This is a genomic window from Staphylococcus sp. GDY8P126P (genome assembly GCF_017891965.1).
GTDB lineage: Bacteria > Bacillota > Bacilli > Staphylococcales > Staphylococcaceae > Staphylococcus > Staphylococcus saprophyticus.
Genome location: NZ_JAESKG010000008.1, coordinates 1 through 16,604, shown reverse-complemented (window position 1 = coordinate 16,604; position 16,604 = coordinate 1). Strand labels below are relative to the sequence as shown.

18 protein-coding genes are annotated in these 16,604 nt (G+C 26.9%); 5 read left to right on the top strand and 13 right to left on the bottom strand.

Annotation, left to right across the window (positions count from 1 at the left end):
* Positions 1-9 precede the first annotated feature (9 nt).
* The gene (trsA, locus tag KA893_RS10925) at positions 10-984 is read right to left on the bottom strand and encodes a conjugative transfer protein TrsA (protein ID WP_030061467.1); all 975 of its coding nucleotides are present in this window, start codon (positions 982-984) and stop codon (positions 10-12) included.
* 172 nt (positions 985-1,156) lie between these two features.
* Here trsA and KA893_RS10920 point away from each other — a divergent pair, with 172 nt between their 5' ends.
* On the top strand, positions 1,157-1,345 hold the full coding sequence (locus KA893_RS10920; RefSeq protein ID WP_030061465.1) for a hypothetical protein: 189 nt from the start codon (positions 1,157-1,159) through the stop codon (positions 1,343-1,345).
* 103 nt (positions 1,346-1,448) lie between these two features.
* On the opposite strand, the gene KA893_RS10915 is transcribed toward KA893_RS10920, so the two are convergent.
* The gene (locus KA893_RS10915; protein WP_030061463.1) at positions 1,449-2,408 is read right to left on the bottom strand and encodes a replication initiator protein A; all 960 of its coding nucleotides are present in this window, start codon (positions 2,406-2,408) and stop codon (positions 1,449-1,451) included.
* Positions 2,409-2,790: 382 nt separating this feature from the next.
* Here KA893_RS10915 and KA893_RS10910 point away from each other — a divergent pair, with 382 nt between their 5' ends.
* The gene (locus KA893_RS10910) at positions 2,791-3,051 is read left to right on the top strand and encodes a helix-turn-helix domain-containing protein (protein ID WP_001008214.1); all 261 of its coding nucleotides are present in this window, start codon (positions 2,791-2,793) and stop codon (positions 3,049-3,051) included.
* Between the two features lie 3 nt (positions 3,052-3,054).
* Here KA893_RS10910 and KA893_RS10905 read toward each other — a convergent pair whose 3' ends face one another.
* The 4 genes from KA893_RS10905 to KA893_RS10890 all read right to left on the bottom strand — a co-directional run bounded on the left by KA893_RS10905 (position 3,055) and on the right by KA893_RS10890 (position 5,299).
* Entirely contained in the window at positions 3,055-3,384 is a 330-nt protein-coding gene (locus KA893_RS10905) for a plasmid segregation protein ParR (RefSeq protein ID WP_030061459.1), read from the bottom strand.
* A gap of 2 nt (positions 3,385-3,386) precedes the next feature.
* Positions 3,387-4,427 carry a ParM/StbA family protein gene (locus KA893_RS10900; RefSeq protein WP_000073390.1) on the bottom strand — a complete coding sequence of 347 codons (1,041 nt, stop codon included), beginning with the start codon at positions 4,425-4,427 and terminating at the stop codon, positions 3,387-3,389.
* A gap of 262 nt (positions 4,428-4,689) precedes the next feature.
* Positions 4,690-4,923 carry a hypothetical protein gene (locus tag KA893_RS10895; protein WP_000602212.1) on the bottom strand — a complete coding sequence of 78 codons (234 nt, stop codon included), beginning with the start codon at positions 4,921-4,923 and terminating at the stop codon, positions 4,690-4,692.
* 103 nt (positions 4,924-5,026) lie between these two features.
* The gene (locus tag KA893_RS10890; RefSeq protein ID WP_030061451.1) at positions 5,027-5,299 is read right to left on the bottom strand and encodes a hypothetical protein; all 273 of its coding nucleotides are present in this window, start codon (positions 5,297-5,299) and stop codon (positions 5,027-5,029) included.
* Positions 5,300-5,501: 202 nt separating this feature from the next.
* Here KA893_RS10890 and KA893_RS10885 point away from each other — a divergent pair, with 202 nt between their 5' ends.
* Positions 5,502-7,499 carry a MobA/MobL family protein gene (locus tag KA893_RS10885; RefSeq protein WP_210125779.1) on the top strand — a complete coding sequence of 666 codons (1,998 nt, stop codon included), beginning with the start codon at positions 5,502-5,504 and terminating at the stop codon, positions 7,497-7,499.
* A gap of 41 nt (positions 7,500-7,540) precedes the next feature.
* Positions 7,541-8,344 carry a eukaryotic translation initiation factor 3 subunit J gene (locus tag KA893_RS10880; protein ID WP_168997107.1) on the top strand — a complete coding sequence of 268 codons (804 nt, stop codon included), beginning with the start codon at positions 7,541-7,543 and terminating at the stop codon, positions 8,342-8,344.
* A gap of 26 nt (positions 8,345-8,370) precedes the next feature.
* On the opposite strand, the gene KA893_RS10875 is transcribed toward KA893_RS10880, so the two are convergent.
* From KA893_RS10875 to KA893_RS10850, 6 genes are all read right to left on the bottom strand, one after another.
* The gene (locus tag KA893_RS10875; RefSeq protein WP_030061443.1) at positions 8,371-10,095 is read right to left on the bottom strand and encodes an ArdC family protein; all 1,725 of its coding nucleotides are present in this window, start codon (positions 10,093-10,095) and stop codon (positions 8,371-8,373) included.
* A gap of 3 nt (positions 10,096-10,098) precedes the next feature.
* Positions 10,099-10,287 (bottom strand): hypothetical protein, encoded by a 189-nt coding sequence (locus KA893_RS10870; RefSeq protein ID WP_030061441.1) that lies wholly within the window; start codon positions 10,285-10,287, stop codon positions 10,099-10,101.
* 10 nt (positions 10,288-10,297) lie between these two features.
* Positions 10,298-11,914 (bottom strand): hypothetical protein, encoded by a 1,617-nt coding sequence (locus KA893_RS10865; RefSeq protein ID WP_030061439.1) that lies wholly within the window; start codon positions 11,912-11,914, stop codon positions 10,298-10,300.
* Between the two features lie 135 nt (positions 11,915-12,049).
* Entirely contained in the window at positions 12,050-12,829 is a 780-nt protein-coding gene (locus tag KA893_RS10860; RefSeq protein ID WP_030061437.1) for a hypothetical protein, read from the bottom strand.
* A gap of 275 nt (positions 12,830-13,104) precedes the next feature.
* Positions 13,105-14,229: a DUF3800 domain-containing protein gene (locus KA893_RS10855; RefSeq protein ID WP_030061435.1), complete on the bottom strand. Its 1,125-nt coding sequence runs from the start codon at positions 14,227-14,229 to the stop codon at positions 13,105-13,107.
* Positions 14,230-14,244: 15 nt separating this feature from the next.
* Positions 14,245-14,802: a recombinase family protein gene (locus tag KA893_RS10850; RefSeq protein WP_030061432.1), complete on the bottom strand. Its 558-nt coding sequence runs from the start codon at positions 14,800-14,802 to the stop codon at positions 14,245-14,247.
* 293 nt (positions 14,803-15,095) lie between these two features.
* Between KA893_RS10850 and KA893_RS10845 the strand changes: the two genes are divergently transcribed.
* On the top strand, positions 15,096-15,512 hold the full coding sequence (locus KA893_RS10845; RefSeq protein WP_030061428.1) for a YolD-like family protein: 417 nt from the start codon (positions 15,096-15,098) through the stop codon (positions 15,510-15,512).
* Positions 15,513-15,553: 41 nt separating this feature from the next.
* Here KA893_RS10845 and KA893_RS10840 read toward each other — a convergent pair.
* The coding region (locus KA893_RS10840; protein ID WP_210125778.1) for a TcaA NTF2-like domain-containing protein at positions 15,554-16,604 on the bottom strand (1,051 nt) is incomplete at its 5' end.

Below are 16,604 nucleotides of genomic sequence, written 5' to 3'. Positions count from 1 at the left end.
CAACCTTCCTTATATTTTTTTCTTTTCTAACTCTTGGTTTAATTCTATTTCACTACGAGAAAGCGAATTATCTTGTTTCATTTCTTTAGATAATTTTACTGCCTCCTCAAAAGTGTCTGCTGATGTTAAATCTTTTTTATTTCCGTCTTTATCAAAAACAGAAACAGAATACCCTTTTTCTGTTGCTACAACTTTAGGGTCATTTTCTAAAGTGCTTTCGTCATATCTAGCGCCAAAGAATTCTGTAAATCCCATTGCTATTTGTCCCGAGGCGTTTTTTAATTCTTCAAATCCTAACCTCATTGAAGGAGAAACAGTTAGCTTTTCTTTAGCCTTTTCAATGAAACTATCTTTAAAATCTGAAATTAAATGTTCTGACTTACCATTAATTTCATTTTCTAAAGTAACCATGCTTTCATTATCAGTGACTTTTTCAACACTAGAAATGTTGATATTACCTTTCAATGCTGTTGCTGTAAGTCCCAAACTTAACGCTAAATCTTCTTTAGCATTTTCACTAACTTTATTTGTATCGGTCAATCTCTGCTTTCGTTCCTGTTCTAATTGGGTGTTATATTGTAATTGCTTTTGTCGATTGTGATACTCATTAAGTTGGTCATAGTTTGTAAGTGCTTGATTTTTTGAATTATAAATAAATAATTCATCATCTACCATTTCGTAATTGGTTTCATTACCAAAAGTGTTTTGAACAGCCTCTTTATAAGTGCTACCAGAATTCAAATAATACATATCATTATCTTTATTGGCGTATAAAAGAACTTTTTGTTTATCCTCTCTATCTTCGGCCATTACTAACTTATTTTCTTTTCTATCTGTAGCAATGCCTTTGATATTAAAAGTATTAACTTCATCATCTTTCACACCAAATCTTGATTGATAATTTAGTTTGCTCTCATATTTTTTTTGCTCAATAGATCGCTTTCGATATTCTTCAATACGTTTACGAAATGTTACGTTATCCAATTACAACCCACCTTTTCTATTTGATAAATCAATTATAACATAACCTTACATGTCATGTCATGTAATTTATACAACTTTTTAAACTTTTTTGTCATGACATGTCATGTGTAAATGTGGTATTGTGTAATTAACTAGAATTACACGAAAGGACAAAAAAGGAGGTTATATTACTATGAATAATAATGAAGAAAATTCAGTCTTTTTATCAAAAAAGAAAAAAGTATCACTACATTTGTTAGTTGATCCCGATATGAAAGACGAGATTATCAAATACGCACAAGCAAAAGATTTCGATAACGTTTCACAAGCTGGTAGAGAAATCTTAAAAAAAGGATTAGAGCAAATTAAAAGTAATAAATAATTTATGTATTAGGCAACACCTCACTTAAATAACTCACAAACAGTAAAGATTATACACCTTTTCGGGTGTATAATCTCTTTTTTTTGAAAATTTAACTTTAAAACTATTTAAATAAAAACATTGGATTGTTTTCCATATTTTTTCTTCTCATAATCGTTGTATGCATTTCTTCAAGTTCAGCAATGATACTTCGCATTAAATAGCCTTCCATATTAGATACCTTTTCTTGTTTTTTAACAAGGTAGCCTTTAAATCGTTTTAAAACTAATAGTAATTCTTCATCTATATCTTCTAACATATAACCTGTATCGTATTTGTTATTAAATGATTTTCTAGCTTTTAAAATAACTGATTTAATACTTTTAACTTCTTCATAACTAAAATTATTAATATAACTTTTACTTAATTCGGGGAATTCTTGAAGTTCTATATATTTAAGAGATTCTTTATCATGAGTATTTGAAAAATGATTTGAATGATTTGAATGTTGGTTTATATCATTCATATTATTCATATCATTACTTTCAGTATCAATAAAGTCAGTATCAATAAAATCAGTATCATTTGTGTGTCCTTTTGACATTTCTAGGCGTGTTGTTTCGACATTTCTAGACGTGTCCTTTTGACATTTCTGGACGTGTCCTTTTGACATTTCCTTATCTTGTAAGGGCTCAACTTCATTTTCAGCCTTATCTATTTCATAAATATCATTTTTAGTTATGGCTGGTTTTAATAAATAAAGTAGATTTGGTTTGTTTAAACCCTGCCTTTTTTGAATTAGTAAATCTACATTTTCTAATTCTTTTTTAATTTTAGTGATTTTTTTGTTCCCACAATTTAATATCACTTCTAAATCAGCAACTGTATAAATGAAATATATATTACCTTCTGTATCTATCCAGTTATTTTTAATAGATAATTGTAGGCGATCTCTCAATATTGCGTAAGCAATTTTAGCGTCATTCGATAAATCTTTATAATTAGGATTAGTAAAAAATACTTTAGGTAATTGGTAAAAGCGTTCTTTATAATTTTCTTCTACCGTAAAAAATTGTTTAGACATGATAAAAACTCCTTTAAATGTTTATTTGAAGGAGTTTAAGTAATATCGTTATTTACAAGTGATGAATAAGGTTATATAATATTATCCGTTATATATAACTTAAAGACTTGTTGCTTTTATCTTGTAATGTATCGAGCTTGTATATATAATAAAGATACAAACAAATAGTAAAAGTAAATAACACATATTATTTAAACTCTTTAGACATCTAACAACCGCCAAGCGTTAGGTGTCTTTTTCTATGTTCAATAGTAACACTATTTTAAAAAAAATAAAAACTTTTTTGTTGCCTCACAGGTCAATTATATGCTTGTAATGAAATGTATTTGATAACAAATCTCTAATATAATTAATACATCTAAAATTATGAGGCCGATAAATCATGAATGAATACCGTATACAAAAACTATATAGATACATTTGTTTAGAATTTAAAAACCAGCGTCAACTCATAGGCAAGCGACAAGAAGAAGTTGCATTTGATTTGAGTGTGACTGCTGGTCATCTTTCACGTATCGAGAATGGTAAAAAACCTAGAATAGCATTACATACATTTTTAGTAATGTCTGAATACTATGGTGTAGACTTTCATAAGGTAGTTAAAAATGCAGAAGAAAAAATGGAATTGGATGAAGGAATGTAGATATTAAAGGTCATCAATACTAATATCTACCATTTCTTCTTCTTTTTCTTCTATTTTAGGCGTTTCAGCTTGTTTTAATTGATCCTTACGTTCCATTGCGTCTTTAAAACTTTCTTTATTACGTTTAATAGGCTCTGTATGCTCTTTTAAGGGCGCTGTGTGTTCTTTTGAAGGTATTGGAGGGTTTTCCCCTATTTCTTCAATATAGCGCCTCAATGCCTCTCTTATGTGTGCTGTTTTGGTACCTCTAGGAACATTTTCTAAAAAATCGAAGATTTGAGGGTAATCTTCTTTTTTTATTTTCAGAAGATGTTTAGTTTCTTTCTTATCCATAATTATTTACTTTCTTGCTCTACTTTGTTTTTTAACAATTCCCCCAATTTTTCATATCCACGAACATTACTAAACTGGCTATCATCTGCTTTCTCGAATACATCTGAATAATAATGACTTAATGAATCAAAATGAATGTTTGCACCACCACCAGTAACAATAATTCTGTCAATTGAATTTATATTACCTACAGTGATTTCAAAGTTACTCATAACTTCTTCTATCAAACTATCCTGTTCGTTATAAAATTCATCTTTAAAGTCAATAACTGTTTTTTGATTAAGTTTACATTGCTTGTATTCTAATCCTTTTTCAATCATACGTGGTGTGATTGAGGCACCTTCTGATTTTTTAGATACGTGACTAGCAATTCGTTTATAAAAATCAATAGTACCTTTGTTTATAACAAAACTTTCTTCCTCTACACGTTTCATATTTTGATAAGTATCAATAATTGTAGTACCACTACCAAAATCAAGAACACTGTACTTACCTTCTGTAAATGCTTTGAATACTTTTCCGTTTTCCATATTAAGATCAAGCAAAGTTCCCATAGGTTGAGCTACTATCTTAACGCCTTTAACATTAATTGTTTTAGCGATACCATCAATTTCAATTAAACGACTTTTATTTAAAAGTTTTTCAAACTTAGCTTGTTTATCAGTTCCTATTTCATTACTTGGCATACCAGTAGCAATTACAACGTTGACAACTTCTTCTGGCACTTCTCTTGCTAATAATCCTATAGAACATTCAACCAAATCTTTGAAAGATTTAATATCATATCTATCATTTGTTGAGGCAGTATCTTTACCAGTATTCGTAGTTTTATCTAAATCATTACCAAATAGTAATACTTCATCATTATTCCCATTGATAATAAATTCTGATACATCTAATTTATTATCAACAAATCCTTTTAATTGATTGTTTTCATTAGTTTTTCTTCCGATTCTTGAAGGGATTACAAATTTTTCATCATTAATCTTCCCTTTTACAAATCCATTACCAAAATCTAAAGCCATTACATATACGTTACTCATAATAAAACCTCCACATATTATTTACTCTTTTTAAATTAGTACAATTGATCAAATACCACAAGTTATTTATATACTTTTCTATATTTGTATATACTAGTACATATCAGTATATATTATAGTATATCTTAGTATATACCAGTATATACTGTGTGGGTAAAAAAATAACAACCAGCATTTATTTACTTGATTGCTACTTCTTATAATTAATTTTAACACATTTTGCATTACATGTCATGTCATGTTTGATATTTTCGTAGAAAATTTATGTCATTTCTATACCAATTGTTAGAACCAAAAGAAAAATAGTAACAACAATACCTAAAGCAATACCAATATACAAACATACTTTCCATGGAAGAATGAAAATTGAGATAAATTTAAGGAATATTGTACATAAAGCCACTGTCATAGGAACACACATAATGAAATATAGAAAAAATCTAAAAATAGGGTTAATATGAACAGCATTTTCGCCAGCTGTTGATAATAAAATCATAATAAAACCTCCTATTCTTAAAATATTAAATACTGTGGATTTTGCTATTAATAAATCAATTGTTTTATAAGTTTATCATCATATTAATATTTGATAATTTCTATTAATTATTATGATTCATTTCATTTATTTCTTTGCTTTCTTCATTGGTATTTTCAGATTCTTCTATAATTTCATTTCTTTCTAAATTGTGTTCTTTATTATCTTCAATATTAAGTAAATTTTCATTTATAATTTTCTTTGCGTCTGCTGATCTATTTACATTAAATTTATTGAAGAACCATCTTCCAAATTTTTCGTATTCTCTTTTCTTTTCTTCTTTAATTTTTTCTTGAAGTTTTTCTTTTTGTTCTAACATTTTTTGAATATCAGCCATAATTAAAACCTCCATATTTTTGTTAATTTAATTATAACCTTTTCATTTGACAGATTCAAGTTTTACCGTTATAATCTAGTTAAATCCCGTAAGGGCGCACTTATGCGAACGTTCCGTTCGCGTGCTAAATTCGTGAAATTAAAAATTAATTTTTAATTTATTTCGCCTTCGCTCAATATTTGGTTTTTAAGGAGTTTTAAATATGGCTATGTACCATTTTCAAAATAAGTTTGTATCAAAAGCAAATGGACAAAGTGCAACAGCAAAAGCTGCATATAATAGCGCTAGTAGGATTAAGGATTTTAAAGAAAACGAATTTAAAGATTACTCAAATAAGCAATGTGATTATAGTGGAATTTTATTGCCTAATAATGCTGATGATAAGTTTAAAGATAGAGAATATTTGTGGAATAAAGTTAATGATGTAGAGAACAGAAAAAATAGTCAAGTTGCACGTGAAATTATAATTGGTTTGCCGAATGAATTTGATCCAAATAGTAATATTGAATTAGCAAAAGAATTTGCTGAATCTTTATCAAATGAAGGTATGATAGTAGACTTAAATATTCATAAAATTAATGATGAAAATCCTCATGCACACTTATTATGTACATTACGTGGTTTAGATAAAAATAATGAATTTGAACCTAAACGAAAGGGCAATGATTATATAAGAGATTGGAACACAAAAGATAAACATAATGAGTGGCGAAAAAGGTGGGAAACAGTGCAAAATAAACACCTAGAAATGAATGGTTTTTCTGTTAGAGTTTCTGCTGATTCTTATAAAAAGCAAAATATAGATTTAGAACCCACAAAAAAAGAAGGTTGGAAAGCTAGAAAGTTTGAAGATGAAACAGGTAAAAAATCTTCAATATCCAAACATAACGAAAGTATTAAAAAAAGAAACCAACAAAAAATTAATAAAATGTTTGATGAAGTAGATGATATGAAATCTCACAAGTTAAATGCTTTTAGTTATATGGATAAATCAGATTCGACTACATTAAAAGATATGGCCAAAGATTTAAAAATTTATGTAACACCTATAAATATGTATGAAGAAAACGAAAGACTTTATGACTTAAAGCAAAAAACAGCATTAATAACTGATGATGAAGATAGATTGAATAAGATTGAGAATATAGAAGATAGACAAAAAAAGCTGGAATCTATAAATGAAGTCTTTGAAAAACAAGCTGGAATTTTCTTTGATAAAAATTATCTCGAACAAGCATTAAACTATAGTGATGATGAAAAGATCTTTATTACACGCACTATATTAAATGATAGAGATGTGTTACCAGCTAATCATGAATTAGAGGATATAGTTAAAGAAAAACGTATAAAAGAGGCTCAAATAAGCCTTAATACAGTTATAGGCAATAGAGATATAAGTATAGAATCTATTGAGAAAGAATCAAATTTCTTTGCTGATAAACTTTCAAATATTCTTGATAAAAATAATTTGTCCTTTGATGATGTGTTAGAGAATAAACATGAAGGTATAGAAGATAGTTTGAAAATTGATTATTATACTAGCAAATTAGAGGTTCTAAGAAATGCAGAAAATACATTAGAAGATTATTATGATGTACAAATAAAAGAGTTATTTACAGATGATGAAGATTATAAGGCTTTTAATGAAGTTACTGATATTAAAGAAAAACAACAGCTAATTGATTTTAAAACTTATCATGGCACAGAAAACACGCTTGAAATGTTAGAAACAGGTAACTTTATTCCTAAATACAGTGATGAAGATAGAAAGTATATAACTGAACAGGTTAAGTTATTACAAGAAAAAGAATTTAAACCTAATAAAAATCAACATGATAAATTTGTGTTTGGGGCTATTCAAAAGAAATTATTGAATGAATATGACTTTGATTACAGTGATAACAATGATTTAAAACATTTATATCAAGAATCAAATGAAGTAGGGGACGAAACAAGTAAAGATAACATTGAAGAGTTTTATGAAGGTAATGATATTCTTGTAGATAAAGAAACTTATAATAATTACAATAGAAAACAACAAGCCTATGGTTTAGTAAATGCTGGACTAGATTCAATGATATTCAATTTTAATGAGATATTTAGAGAACGTATGCCTAAGTACATAAATAATCAGTACAAAGGTAAAAATCATAGTAAACAGCGTCATGAGTTGAAAAACAAAAGAGGTATGCACTTATAGTTTGTAAATAATATAACATTGTGAAGTTGGGAGATAAGAATTTGGATTTTAAATTATTATACTATGTTATTAAAATGATCCCTATTGATACAATAGTGAGTATATTAGGCTTATTTGCTACATTTGGTGGTGCGTTAGTTGGTGCTTTTATAGCAGGGCTATTCACGTTAAAAGCAATTAATAAAGATTTAGAAGAAAGAAAACAAACTGCCGAAAAAGATAAAGAAGAAAATAGACAAAGAGAAGAGAAAAAGATCAAAACACGATTGTTATTTGAAATGGATAACTTAATTATGTTTAACCATGAAATAGCTGAAAATATATATTTAGATGATAAGTTAAAGCGAATAAAATTTCTAAAGAATTTTGTTTTATATGATAAAATGAATACTATTAATTTAACATTGTCAGAGTTAGAAAAATTTCGATATTTGTTAAAGCATAATTATTTAAGCTATGAAGATAAAGAAGAAGAAATATATAAGAAGTTTTTAGAAGTATATGATTCCGATATTTCAATTGACTTACCCTCTGACAAAATCAAGAAAGTAAAATCCTTTCTTGATAATACGAAAAATGAGGGGGAAATGTGCTGGCATGTTGATAAAAATAGTATATTACGTTTGAAAGACTTTAATAATAATTTACAGGAATTATCTCACTTAATATATGTATTAAGTACCGAGGAATTAAATGTGCTGTATGGTATTAAACAAACTATTAAAATTATGTTAGAAAATGCAGAAGAAACTGAAAGAGACTTTTTTTATATGGTTGATAAATATTATTTTCTTCACAATATACTAATAAATCAATTAAATGTTATGTGCAAAAATATATTATAAAAAAAGAAGGCTTAATTGCCTTCTTTTTATATGTCAATTTCTTCTTCTTGTTTAGTTTCAATTTCTTTGTTCTGTTCATCTTTATTAAAATCTTCATTGCTTTCAGTAAAGGATATATTTTTAATACCAGCTGAATTTTTAATTTTAAAATCTATATAAACATTTTCATTAGTATCATGTTCTAATTTAGCAGTCATATTTGATCGTTGGCCATTTTGTTGATTTTTATTCATTGAAAAGTAAGTTTCATTTGTATTATCAATATTATCTACATTTAACTCATAGCCCATTAATACACCATTACTTACAAATTGGCGTAATGTATCTTTTAAGCCGTTTTCTTCAACAGACTTATTTACAAAGTTTTCAAATGATACTATTTCATCTTGTGGGCTTAATTTATGCTTTTCTTCTAATATATTACCGTCTATATCTCGTTCATGAATATATTTTTTGTTTTTATCTTCATTATCATCATCTTGCACAAATATAGTTGTAGTATTATTAATAACATTTCGATTATAAGTTTGAGTGAAGTTGTAATCTCTATTTTGTGAATCGTCATGTTTATTAATCAATTCAATTTTAGCTTTATCTTGTGAATTATTTGTATTAAACCCTTTGTAATCAATATTCACTTTAAAATCATCATTCTCATAACTATTCTCAGAAATTTCATTAAGTCCATAATCATTAACTAAATTACCTTTGATAACAGTTATTTTATCAAATCCATTTTTTAGGTTTGTATCTATCATTGTTGAAAGGTCTTTATATATGTCTTTGTTCATTTCTGATTCTAGTTTTTTATCTATATATTGTGAGAACTCTGGTAATGAATTTATTTCTTCAATTGTAGTTTTTGCAAATGAATGTATGTTTTTTATGTGGTCTTTTAATTCCTCATCACTTATATTTTGCCCCCAGCCACTTAAATATCCTAAAGAGTAATCGCTAGTATCTAAACCATAATAATTAGCGACTACATATGCAGAACTTTCAGCCTCTATTTCTTTTAAGGACTTACTATGTTCAGATGTTTGTGTTTGACCTATATCGGCATTATGCAATTGAGAGTGTGCGTATTCATGTATTAAAGTTTTAAAGCGCATATCATATGACAAATCATCAGAAATTACAATTTCATCTGTTTTGGGAACATAGTACCCTTTAGCGCCACTGGATAATGCCTGGTCATCTAATACATGTTTTTCTTCTACGCTTGGTGTTAATTCATCATTAATGTAATCTTTGAATTCATTATATAAGTCTTTATAATCATTAGAGTTTTCAAATTCAGTTTTTATTAGGTCTTTTGCTGTTATTAAAGGTTTGCCTTTTGTGTCTGCTACATCAAATACATTATGCGCCCTATATCCAGTAATAACTGGTTTTCGTTCAGTTTTAGGATTACCATTATTATCACGCATTAAATTACCGTTGCTATCTTTTATTTCGACATTACGCTTTTGTACAATAGGCGCAATTATATTCATACTTTTTGCACCTTTTTGTACTTGTCTATCAAATTTATTCTTCCACGCTTTATAGCCAGCTACAGCTGTAGCCTCGGGATTTTGACCAGCAATCAACATAATATTATTAATTGAGTAGTTGTGAAATTTCGCTGTAGTATCTAAAAATTCCTTATAGGTTTGGTCATTGTTTTTGAAGTCATCTAGCTTATTATTCAAATCTTCTACTATTGAATCTATTTTTTTCTTTTTATAATTTTCTTTTGAATAAGCCATATATTACACCTCGCTAATAGGTTTATAAAGTTCTTTGTATAATTCTTTTTTAGCATTATATAGATAATATCCAACAACTTCATATTTTAAATTCTTATTTAATTCTTCTGAAAATAATAATTCACTTGTTTCTGATTTTGTTATATAAATTGGCAATTCACTTCCAATGATTTCAGTATATGTTTTTAACATATTGCACCTCCTACATTTCTAAATTATCTCTTTCTTGCTTTAATTCATTTTTAATAGAATTAATAATATTACTATGTGTTTCTTCTGATCCATTTATAATATCTTCAAAAGATATTGAGTTAGTTTCATTTTCTAAAGAATCATTTATGAAATTAGGTTTGAATTCAGAACTCTTTGTTCCATGTAATTCAGTATTGATATAGTTTTTAAAATGACCGACTATTTCAATATCATTTTCTCTTTCTTTATATTGTTCTTTAGTAATATTGTGTAAGGGCAGGGTAGCTTGTTTCATTCCTTCATAAAAATTTTCTCTTTCTTTGTATAAATGGTTAGATACAGGGGCAAATTCTAAATCATATTTAGCTTTATCTAAAACAGTTAAACTATTTTCAGCTAAAATAGATGATTTGTTCGTTGTATATTCATAGAAATTATTTGAAAAATTGTTTCTAGCGTCATCTAAATAAGTTTTCACTTCTTTTCTATCCTCTATAGAAAGGGGAAGTTTATCATTATAAATTTCTTGTTCATAAACTTCATATAAAACATTGTTATCTCTAAACATGTTATTTAAGGGCTCATTATAGAGATTAAAGGCTAACTGATTATTTAAAGCCTTTTTCTCAATATCGTTGTTAATGTTTAATCCTTTAATATTGATTTCAGTATCATAGAATGTTTTTAAATCTTTAACTTTATCTAAGCTATCTAAATTATTTCTATCTGAAAAATCTTCTAAATCCCTTCTATAAACAGCTAAAGCATTATAATTTGATCGTTCGTCAAATAAATTAATATTTTGTTTTAATCTATCTTTAATAATTTCATTAGGTGGTATATCTTCGATTAGATTTTTAACAAATTTACCTTCATTATCTTTATAATCTGTTAAATCAATATAAATATAAGAATCATCTTCGAGAGTTTTAAAATCATTGTATGAAAACTTATAGTTTATATTATCGTAAGTTTTATCCATGTCTTGAGTTAAGTTATCATTTAATAACCTTATATTATCGTTTTCTTCTATTGGAATTGCTGGGAAGTCATTAATATATAAATGATGTTTTTCGGGGTTATAGCTTACATTATAAGTAATATCATTTTCTGTTATGGTATGTGAATCCTCAATAACAGGTTCTCTATTTGGTTCTACATGATATGAATATCCTTTCATACTTAATACTAAATCAACAAAAGCGTTAGTATACCAATCATCTGAATATTCATCTTGTTGTGTGAAATCATCAATATCATTAATATCACTGTCAAAATAGGTAATTTCTTCTGACTTAATGGCATTTACTAGCTTTTCATAACCTTTATTTGCTGTATCTTTAGTAAAATATTCATCTAAATTAGTTAAGTTATAATCAAATTCATAATCATCTATACTCATAATATGTGGTGTTTGATATTTTTCGTTAGAATCTTCTAAATCATAAACTGGTTGAGTATACACTTCGTTATAGAAATTATTTCTATAGACTAAATTACCTACTATGTTTTTATTAGTCATATCTCTTTGTTCGTTCATTTGTTTATCACTTGCTGGTACATAATAAAATTCAGAATTTAGTTCATAATCGGTGTTGTTCAAAATTCCTCGGGGTGTAAACCTCATTATTAAATCACTCCTTTTTGTTTAATAAAAACCTAATGTAAATATAACCTCCATATAGTAATTATACCATTTATGACGTGTCATTTCATGTCGTGTCATAATAAATAAAAAGAAAAAAAGGCCTTTTTACAGGCCTTATAAATCTAAATCAATATCTTTATTCTTTTCGTTCTCTATATCATAATTCAAAAAGTCTTTTACATGCTTTTCTGGTTCTTTTTTGATAGTTAGCGCAGACAAAGTAAAATGTTTGTTATTTTTCTCAACTTCTAAGTAAGGATTATCAATATCATTAAAATTAATTTTAGCTGGGTAGTCTGTTAGGCTTTTAAACTCATACAGAGTTTCATAATCATCTAGCAAATCTAACTTTTCATTAGGCAGAGAAGATTGTAATTTATTATATCTATTTGATCTTCCATTAGATATTAATTCATTAATAGCATTTTTAGTTTGTTGATTATCAATACTATCTTGAATATTCAATTCTTTGTGGAAGTATTGCATAGTTGAATATTTAACTAATGGTATCTTACTTAAACTAGCTTTTGCTTTTATGTAATCTTTAGACATAATATCGTATTTTTGTTCAATATCTGGTGCTTGTTGCTTTAAAAAATTATTAACATTTTGTGGTATTTTGGCTTTTGATCTGTTATTAAGGTATTCATTATTACTAATTACTATAGACTTTGTTAAATCAATAGCTGAATTGGGTTTATCGGGCTGTTCGCCTCCTAAATCAACTTTATATTTATTAGGTATTTTTTGTGCATTTGTTCTAAAAGGTATACAAACTCTATTATTATTTCGTTTGAAAGAATAATAATATGGTCTTGAACCATTTTTATTGCTTGATATTTCGTTTCCTCGTAATTTATTAAATAGGTTTTGATTTAAACGAACAACTTCCATTGTTATTCACTCCATAAATTTAATAAAAAAGAGGCGTAATATACGCCTCCTTAAAACAATATAATTTGTTTGATCTCTATAGTTGTTTCTTTCCGTGCAGTATTAATTTTTATATCTGCGCCACAACGCCGATTCTAGTTCGTGTAGTATTAATTTTTATATCTGCGCCACAACGCCGATTCTAGTTCGTGCAGTATTAATTTTTATATCTGCGCCACAACGCCGATTCTTTTCTTACTTATATTATAACAATACCTGTCATGTTGTGCAATGTTTTAAAATGATAATTTAGATAGGCTTGAAAGCTTGCTAACAAACTCCTCATACTTAATAGCTGTCTCATCTATTGTTGTTAATCTTCTATTCAATGGTTCATGTAAGTAAGATTTATTTAATAAAAAACCAAGCAAAGTAAGATTTCTTCTTAATCTAGGAGATTCAGCAACATCAAAAGCATAAACAAGTTGCTCTTTTAAATTTGTATAACTATTATTTTCTATAAAATTAATGAAACGATTAATTATTGCAATCACACAATCACACAATTGTATTGTCCTATGTTCGTGAGATTTATACCAATGTATATTTGAATTAGAGAAGGATTTAATTTTTTCTTTAATGTGCATTTCTTCATCAAAACTATGTTTACTATGTATTAGTATTTTAGAATTAATTGTATATAAAGCAGAGAAATCTTTAATATAGATATGAGATTCTTCTCCACTAAAAAGATTATCTTTAATCACAGTATTAGTAAATAAATCAATTAACACCTTTGTATATTCATTCTGATTACTTTGTTTTGATAGGTATTGTGCAAACTCTGTATAGAAGTCATTAAGCTCTTTCTGTTCTACTAAATTAGGGAAATTATATTTTTTAAATAATTTTTCCAACCATGGTATATCGTTTTTTACTTTCAAATATAGTTCTTGCTTTAATAATTGAGGGTTATATATACGTTTAATAGAATTATTTTTGCTATTATCATAAGAATTATCTACTATATCAACAATAGTAAGCCATAACAAATTTAAATAATTAAAATGTAAATTATATCCTTTAATTTTAATATATTCCAATATCAATTCTATGTTTTTAGTATCAATAGACTCCAAAAAATCATCAGATTTCTTAAAAATATATTTGGATTTTAGTTCTGGAATGTTACTATTTATTTTTAATTTGTTCCATAATTCATTATGGTTATCATTTATTATTTCTTTTTCACTAACTAAACCACCTAATGAAAATTTTTGAAAGGGATTAACATTAAAGGAATCGTTTTTCAACCTAAACATTCTTGAATTATTTGTTTCATCATAATAATAAAATTCACGTCTATCCATATTTTTATATTCATAGTATTCTTTAATTAAATCTCTCAATTTACTATCCACAATATTTTTCCTCCTTTAACTTTTGTATTCTCTTAATATTCTATAGACAGTATCTCTGCTAACATTTACCTTTTCAGCAATTTCTTGCCCTGTATAATCTTTGGTATCGTATAAATGTTTAATGTAATCTTTTTTTTCTTGTGGCATTGCTTTTCTGCCCCCCATGTTACCTCTTGCTCTAGCTGATTCTAAACCTTTTTTAGTTCTTTCGCTTAATAAGTTAGCCTCTAATTCAGCAAAAGCACTCATCATTGTAAAAAACATCTTTCCCATTGGGTCTTTAGTATTGATATTCATATCAATAATTTGTAATTCAATATTATTATTCTCTAGCCATTGGGCTAAATCTATTAGTTGCTTAGTTGTCCTGCCTAATCTATCTAGCTTGTAAATAACTAAAGTGTCGCCTTCACGTAAATAATCTAAACATTTATCTAGTTCAGTTCTATTTACTTTACGCCCACTAACTTTTTCGCTAAATATTTTCTCACAACCAAAATTACTTAAAGCGTCTATTTGTAAATCTAAACTTTGATCTCTGGTAGATACACGAGCATAACCAATATTGGCCATAATTGTAATTATCCTTTCTAAAATAGCATTGTATAGTGTTTTTAATGTATGATTACCTATAAAATTAATTCTCAACGCAAATGAGAGCTAATCTGTTTGTATTATTTGCCATGTTATTTATTAATTATCTTACATAGAATATAATACAAGATTTTAATACAGTAGTCAACCCATTATAGCGCTATTAAGAATAGTAATACATAGTGTACTAAATACAATCGTTTATAATACTATTATTTCACTCTTTATTTTTGCGAACATATGTTCTATAATTAGTTGAGGTGTTTACTGATATGAAAATAATAAATCCTAATATGCCCGAACCGTACAAATATGAAACTGATTATAGAAACATACCGAGGGAATACTTAAATCCACGTATTCCAAAAGGTAGAGGAATAATTAAGTGGAACGCATTTAAGACGATACCCCAGCAATATGAAATATTGGAACAACACATAGAAGATCAAAATAAAATAAATATGCCTCTATTGTCTGATGACCAACTACAAGAAATTAATGAAAAAGTAAGTAGCAAGATTAGTAAAAACATATTAACTGATTTAGATTACTGGCAAGACGGATATATATATTCGATTCAATGTTACATTAACAAAATAGATGAATTAAATGGATTTATGATTATCACTAATTCTAATTCAAACAATAAACTAAGAATATCTTTAAGTAGTATTGTTAGCGTACAGTAAAAAACACCAATGAATTTAATTTCATTGGTGTTTAAATTATTTTAATTATCCTGCGAATCTTCTACTAGAAATTCATTTGATACATTATCATAATCTAAGGTATATTTCGTCTGAACTACATTATTATTGTTGGTTTTACTTAACTCAATATATACTTTATTTTTATCACGTTTAACGCTATTTATCTTAACATCTTTAAATTTAACTTTTGATTTAGACTTAACCTGTTTTTTAAGTTGTTTTTCTAATTGAGAGTTATTTTTAACGTAGTCAGATATATATTTATAATCTTTCTTTTTATATGCTTTGTTTAACTCTTTCGTATATTCTTTAATATAGCTTTTAGATTTTTCTTTAACCTTTTTACTTTTATTCTCATACTCTGTTATTTGAGATTTCTTAAAGCTCAATTTTAAATTTTGAGATGTATTATCATAATTACGTCTTATATTTATTCTGTTAGTTTTAAACTCTTTACCCTCTAATTTTCCAATCGCATATACACTTAATTCTGTTGGATTGTAATACTTTCCATATGTCTTTTTGGAATTATAATCAACATCTTTATCATCAATTATAATTTTGTAACTATTTTTTTCTAATAAATTATCATGGTTTAGCTTAACCTTAAACCAGCTTTGGTTAAAATCTTCATCTGCATATATCTTATTATTGTTTCCTCTATTGCCTAAATCTATATCTATTTTTCCTGTCAAAGTCCCGTTATGAATTGAATCTTCAATTGTTTTATCTGTTTCAATACTATATTTACCAATAAAGAACTTACCTAATTCTGTTGTTTGATTGCTTTCTGCTATTACCTCTTTATCAGCGTTTCCCTGCTTATATTTGTAAAATCCAGTGTTATTAAATTCTTTCACATAAACGCTGGTAAGTTTAGGTTTGAATTCTAATTTATCTATAAAAAAGAAATTCTTCCCGTTTTTCTTAATAGTTATTAGGTTATTTCCGTATTGATCTGTTATAGAGCCATACTCGGTATTATGGTCTTTATTTTTATCAATATTACTTTTAATTTTTTGCATTTGTTCATTGTATTGTTCTTGATTTTCGATAAAGTCCGTATAATTG

What these genes read in the sequence shown, in the direction of transcription:
- KA893_RS10865 (WP_030061439.1), bottom strand. Translation starts at nt 11,914, where the DNA reads ATGAGGTTTACACCCCGAGGAATTTTGAACAACACCGATTATGAACTA.
- KA893_RS10870 (WP_030061441.1), bottom strand. Translation starts at nt 10,287, where the DNA reads ATGTTAAAAACATATACTGAAATCATTGGAAGTGAATTGCCAATTTAT.
- KA893_RS10875 (WP_030061443.1), bottom strand. Translation starts at nt 10,095, where the DNA reads ATGGCTTATTCAAAAGAAAATTATAAAAAGAAAAAAATAGATTCAATA.
- KA893_RS10895 (WP_000602212.1), bottom strand. Translation starts at nt 4,923, where the DNA reads ATGATTTTATTATCAACAGCTGGCGAAAATGCTGTTCATATTAACCCT.
- KA893_RS10885 (WP_210125779.1), top strand. Translation starts at nt 5,502, where the DNA reads ATGGCTATGTACCATTTTCAAAATAAGTTTGTATCAAAAGCAAATGGA.
- KA893_RS10860 (WP_030061437.1), bottom strand. Translation starts at nt 12,829, where the DNA reads ATGGAAGTTGTTCGTTTAAATCAAAACCTATTTAATAAATTACGAGGA.
- KA893_RS10910 (WP_001008214.1), top strand. Translation starts at nt 2,791, where the DNA reads ATGAATGAATACCGTATACAAAAACTATATAGATACATTTGTTTAGAA.
- KA893_RS10845 (WP_030061428.1), top strand. Translation starts at nt 15,096, where the DNA reads ATGAAAATAATAAATCCTAATATGCCCGAACCGTACAAATATGAAACT.
- KA893_RS10915 (WP_030061463.1), bottom strand. Translation starts at nt 2,408, where the DNA reads ATGTCTAAACAATTTTTTACGGTAGAAGAAAATTATAAAGAACGCTTT.
- KA893_RS10920 (WP_030061465.1), top strand. Translation starts at nt 1,157, where the DNA reads ATGAATAATAATGAAGAAAATTCAGTCTTTTTATCAAAAAAGAAAAAA.
- KA893_RS10905 (WP_030061459.1), bottom strand. Translation starts at nt 3,384, where the DNA reads ATGGATAAGAAAGAAACTAAACATCTTCTGAAAATAAAAAAAGAAGAT.
- KA893_RS10890 (WP_030061451.1), bottom strand. Translation starts at nt 5,299, where the DNA reads ATGGCTGATATTCAAAAAATGTTAGAACAAAAAGAAAAACTTCAAGAA.
- KA893_RS10850 (WP_030061432.1), bottom strand. Translation starts at nt 14,802, where the DNA reads ATGGCCAATATTGGTTATGCTCGTGTATCTACCAGAGATCAAAGTTTA.
- KA893_RS10900 (WP_000073390.1), bottom strand. Translation starts at nt 4,427, where the DNA reads ATGAGTAACGTATATGTAATGGCTTTAGATTTTGGTAATGGATTTGTA.